Genomic DNA, 5,340 nt, shown 5'->3' with positions numbered 1-5,340 from the left:
AAGACCTTTGAGAACTGAACAAGAAGACGAACCAAACGTGCGGGTTACGGAAGTAACCTGTCAAGAAACAATAAGTCAGCAATGACGCGAGCGCAAGCTCAAACTTTTAAATGAGAGTTTGATCCTGGCTCAGGACGAACGCTGGCGGCGTGCCTAATACATGCAAGTGGAACGCATGATTGATACCGGAGCTTGCTCCACCATTAATCATGAGTCGCGAACGGGTGAGTAACGCGTAGGTAACCTACCTCATAGCGGGGGATAACTATTGGAAACGATAGCTAATACCGCATAACAGTCATTAACACATGTTAGAGACTTGAAAGGGGCAAGAGCTTCACTATGAGATGGACCTGCGTTGTATTAGCTAGTAGGTAGGGTAAAGGCCTACCTAGGCGACGATACATAGCCGACCTGAGAGGGTGATCGGCCACACTGGGACTGAGACACGGCCCAGACTCCTACGGGAGGCAGCAGTAGGGAATCTTCGGCAATGGGGGGAACCCTGACCGAGCAACGCCGCGTGAGTGAAGAAGGTTTTCGGATCGTAAAGCTCTGTTGTTAGAGAAGAACGTGTGTGAGAGTGGAAAGTTCACACAGTGACGGTAACTAACCAGAAAGGGACGGCTAACTACGTGCCAGCAGCCGCGGTAATACGTAGGTCCCGAGCGTTGTCCGGATTTATTGGGCGTAAAGCGAGCGCAGGCGGTTCTGTAAGTCTGAAGTTAAAGGCAGTGGCTTAACCATTGTACGCTTTGGAAACTGCAGGACTTGAGTGCAGAAGGGGAGAGTGGAATTCCATGTGTAGCGGTGAAATGCGTAGATATATGGAGGAACACCGGTGGCGAAAGCGGCTCTCTGGTCTGTAACTGACGCTGAGGCTCGAAAGCGTGGGGAGCAAACAGGATTAGATACCCTGGTAGTCCACGCCGTAAACGATGAGTGCTAGGTGTTAGGCCCTTTCCGGGGCTTAGTGCCGCAGCTAACGCATTAAGCACTCCGCCTGGGGAGTACGACCGCAAGGTTGAAACTCAAAGGAATTGACGGGGGCCCGCACAAGCGGTGGAGCATGTGGTTTAATTCGAAGCAACGCGAAGAACCTTACCAGGTCTTGACATCCCGATGCCCGCTCTAGAGATAGAGTTTTACTTTTGTACATCGGTGACAGGTGGTGCATGGTTGTCGTCAGCTCGTGTCGTGAGATGTTGGGTTAAGTCCCGCAACGAGCGCAACCCCTATTGTTAGTTGCCATCATTGAGTTGGGCACTCTAGCGAGACTGCCGGTAATAAACCGGAGGAAGGTGGGGATGACGTCAAATCATCATGCCCCTTATGACCTGGGCTACACACGTGCTACAATGGCTGGTACAACGAGTTGCAAGTCGGTGACGACAAGCTAATCTCTTAAAGCCAGTCTCAGTTCGGATTGTAGGCTGCAACTCGCCTACATGAAGTCGGAATCGCTAGTAATCGCGGATCAGCACGCCGCGGTGAATACGTTCCCGGGCCTTGTACACACCGCCCGTCACACCACGAGAGTTTGTAACACCCGAAGTCGGTGAGGTAACCTTTTGGAGCCAGCCGCCTAAGGTGGGATAGATGATTGGGGTGAAGTCGTAACAAGGTAGCCGTATCGGAAGGTGCGGCTGGATCACCTCCTTTCTAAGGAAAATAACGGAAGCACGTTTGGTTGGATCTTGTTTAGTTTTGAGAGGTCTTGTGGGGCCTTAGCTCAGCTGGGAGAGCGCCTGCTTTGCACGCAGGAGGTCAGCGGTTCGATCCCGCTAGGCTCCATTAGGATACGAAGTGATGGTTAGTTTTAGCAAAAACTTGTATTCTAAGCTAAATAAGATATTGTTCAAGAAATTGAACACGACCTCATTTTTTAGGAAAAAAGATAAATCTCCTTGTGTGCAAGTCACACAGCGTCGATTTCCTATTTTTCTACAAAAATGCCCAACAAGTTGGGACGGTCTTAGTATCTTAGATTTGCCCATTGAAAATTGAATATCTGTATCAAATTCCATATAGAAATATATGAAATAGTAACAAGAAAATAAACCGAAAACGCTGTGACTATTAATGAGTAGGTCGTAAGACCAAAGATAAGGTTAAGTTAATAAGGGCGCACGGTGGATGCCTTGGCACTAGAAGCCGAAGAAGGACGTGACTAACGACGAAATGCTTTGGGGAGCTGTAAGTAAGCGCTGATCCAGAGATGTCCGAATGGGGGAACCCACTAGCTGATGGCTAGTATCCCTACCTGTTAAGGGTAGAGGAAGGAAGACGCAGTGAACTGAAACATCTAAGTAGCTGCAGGAAGAGAAAGCAAAAGCGATTGCCTTAGTAGCGGCGAGCGAAGAGGCAGGAGGGCAAACCAGAGAGTTTACTCTCTGGGGTTGTAGGACTGCAATATGGACTTAAAGAGTATAGAAGAACTACCTGGGAAGGTAGGCCAAAGAGAGTAAAAGCCTCGTATTTGAAATAGTCTTTATACCTAGCAGTATCCTGAGTACGGCGAGACACGCGAAATCTCGTCGGAATCTGGGAGGACCATCTCCCAACCCTAAATACTCTCTAGTGACCGATAGTGAACCAGTACCGTGAGGGAAAGGTGAAAAGCACCCCGGGAGGGGAGTGAAATAGAACCTGAAACCGTGTGCCTACAAGAAGTTCGAGCCCGTTAATGGGTGAGAGCGTGCCTTTTGTAGAATGAACCGGCGAGTTACGTTTACGTGCGAGGTTAAGTTGAAGAGACGGAGCCGTAGGGAAACCGAGTCTGAATAGGGCGAATGAGTACGTGGACGTAGACCCGAAACCATGTGACCTACCCATGAGCAGGTTGAAGGTGCGGTAAGACGCACTGGAGGACCGAACCAGGGCACGTTGAAAAGTGCTTGGATGACTTGTGGGTAGCGGAGAAATTCCAAACGAACTTGGAGATAGCTGGTTCTCTCCGAAATAGCTTTAGGGCTAGCGTCGACATTAAGAATCATGGAGGTAGAGCACTGTTTGGGTGAGGGGTCCATCCCGGATTACCAATCTCAGATAAACTCCGAATGCCATTGATTTATGGTCGGCAGTCAGACTGCGAGTGCTAAGATCCGTAGTCGAAAGGGAAACAGCCCAGACCACCAGCTAAGGTCCCAAAATATATGTTAAGTGGAAAAGGATGTGGGGTTGCACAGACAACTAGGATGTTAGCTTAGAAGCAGCTATTCATTCAAAGAGTGCGTAATAGCTCACTAGTCGAGTGACCCTGCGCCGAAAATGTACCGGGGCTAAAACATATTACCGAAGCTGTGGATACCTTTATAGGTATGGTAGGAGAGCGTTCTATGGGTGAAGAAGGTGTACCGTGAGGAGCGCTGGAACGCATAGAAGTGAGAATGCCGGTATGAGTAGCGAAAGATGGGTGAGAATCCCATCCACCGTAAGACTAAGGTTTCCAGGGGAAGGCTCGTCCGCCCTGGGTTAGTCGGGACCTAAGGAGAGACCGAAGGGTGTATCCGATGGCCAACAGGTTGATATTCCTGTACTAGAGTATGAAGTGATGGAGGGACGCAGTAGGCTAACTAAAGCGTGCGATTGGAAGTGCACGTCTAAGCAGTGAGGTGTGGACTGAGTCAAATGCTTAGTCCTGATACATTGAGCTGTGATGGGGAGCGAAGTTTAGTAGCGAAGTTAGTGATGTCACACTGCCGAGAAAAGCTTCTAGCGTTGTATCATACTCTACCCGTACCGCAAACCGACACAGGTAGTCGAGGCGAGTAGCCTCAGGTGATCGAGAGAACTCTCGTTAAGGAACTCGGCAAAATGGCCCCGTAACTTCGGGAGAAGGGGCGCTGGCTTTAAGTCAGCCGCAGTGAATAGGCCCAAGCAACTGTTTATCAAAAACACAGCTCTCTGCGAAATCGAAAGATGATGTATAGGGGGTGACGCCTGCCCGGTGCTGGAAGGTTAAGAGGAGTGCTTAGCGTAAGCGAAGGTATGAATTGAAGCCCCAGTAAACGGCGGCCGTAACTATAACGGTCCTAAGGTAGCGAAATTCCTTGTCGGGTAAGTTCCGACCCGCACGAAAGGCGTAATGATTTGGGCACTGTCTCAACGAGAGACTCGGTGAAATTTTAGTACCTGTGAAGATGCAGGTTACCCGCGACAGGACGGAAAGACCCCATGGAGCTTTACTGCAGTTTGATATTGAGTAACTGTACCACATGTACAGGATAGGTAGGAGCCTAGGACATCGGGACGCCAGTTTCGATTGAGGCGTTGTTGGGATACTACCCTTGTGTTATGGTTACTCTAACCTAGATAGGTGATCCCTATCGGAGACAGTGTCTGACGGGCAGTTTGACTGGGGCGGTCGCCTCCTAAAATGTAACGGAGGCGCCCAAAGGTTCCCTCAGACTGGTTGGAAATCAGTCGTAGAGTGTAAAGGTATAAGGGAGCTTGACTGCGAGAGCAACAACTCGAGCAGGGACGAAAGTCGGGCTTAGTGATCCGGTGGTACCGTATGGAAGGGCCATCGCTCAACGGATAAAAGCTACCCTGGGGATAACAGGCTTATCTCCCCCAAGAGTTCACATCGACGGGGAGGTTTGGCACCTCGATGTCGGCTCGTCGCATCCTGGGGCTGTAGTCGGTCCCAAGGGTTGGGCTGTTCGCCCATTAAAGCGGCACGCGAGCTGGGTTCAGAACGTCGTGAGACAGTTCGGTCCCTATCCGTCGCGGGCGTAGGAAATTTGAGAGGATCTGCTCCTAGTACGAGAGGACCAGAGTGGACTTACCGCTGGTGTACCAGTTGTCTTGCCAAAGGCATCGCTGGGTAGCTATGTAGGGAAGGGATAAACGCTGAAAGCATCTAAGTGTGAAGCCCCCCTCAAGATGAGATTTCCCATGATTTTATATCAGTAAGAGCCCTGAGAGAAGATCAGGTAGATAGGTTAGAAGTGGAAGTGTGGTGACACATGTAGCGGACTAATACTAATAGCTCGAGGACTTATCCAAACTAAGTAATGAGAACGTGAAGAAAAGCGTATGATTTTAGGAAATCGTCGCAGAAGTCTAAGGACTTCAAGAGGATTTATCTAAATCACTAGCTTTTTAGTTCGAATACAATTTAAGTAATGAGAACATTACAAGAAGCCGTTAATATTGACAGCGAGGTTTAAACTTGTTAGAATATAGATATTCAATTTTGAGTGGTCAAACCATTCGATAGTTAAGTGACGATAGCCTAGGAGATACACCTGTTCCCATGCCGAACACAGCAGTTAAGCCCTAGAACGCCTGAAGTAGTTGGGGGTTGCCCCCTGTGAGATAAGGGAGTCGCTTAGC

Annotated in this window: 1 tRNA gene and 3 rRNA genes; all 4 read left to right on the top strand. The window is 49.3% G+C overall.

Annotated elements, in window-relative coordinates:
* Positions 1 to 106 precede the first annotated feature (106 nt).
* The 4 genes from A3I7_RS0110770 to rrf all read left to right on the top strand — a co-directional run bounded on the left by A3I7_RS0110770 (position 107) and on the right by rrf (position 5,340).
* A 16S ribosomal RNA gene (locus tag A3I7_RS0110770) occupies positions 107 to 1,662 on the top strand.
* Between the two features lie 59 nt (positions 1,663 to 1,721).
* Positions 1,722 to 1,794: transfer RNA gene (locus tag A3I7_RS0110765), tRNA-Ala, on the top strand.
* A gap of 315 nt (positions 1,795 to 2,109) precedes the next feature.
* Positions 2,110 to 5,010 (top strand): 23S ribosomal RNA (locus A3I7_RS0110760).
* Between the two features lie 214 nt (positions 5,011 to 5,224).
* A 5S ribosomal RNA gene (gene rrf, locus A3I7_RS0110755) occupies positions 5,225 to 5,340 on the top strand.
* Together the 16S, 23S and 5S rRNA genes with 1 tRNA gene alongside form the textbook arrangement of a ribosomal RNA operon.

This window comes from Streptococcus orisratti DSM 15617 (assembly GCF_000380105.1).
Classification (GTDB): Bacteria; Bacillota; Bacilli; order Lactobacillales; family Streptococcaceae; genus Streptococcus; species Streptococcus orisratti.
This window is presented reverse-complemented; position numbering and strand designations above follow the sequence as displayed.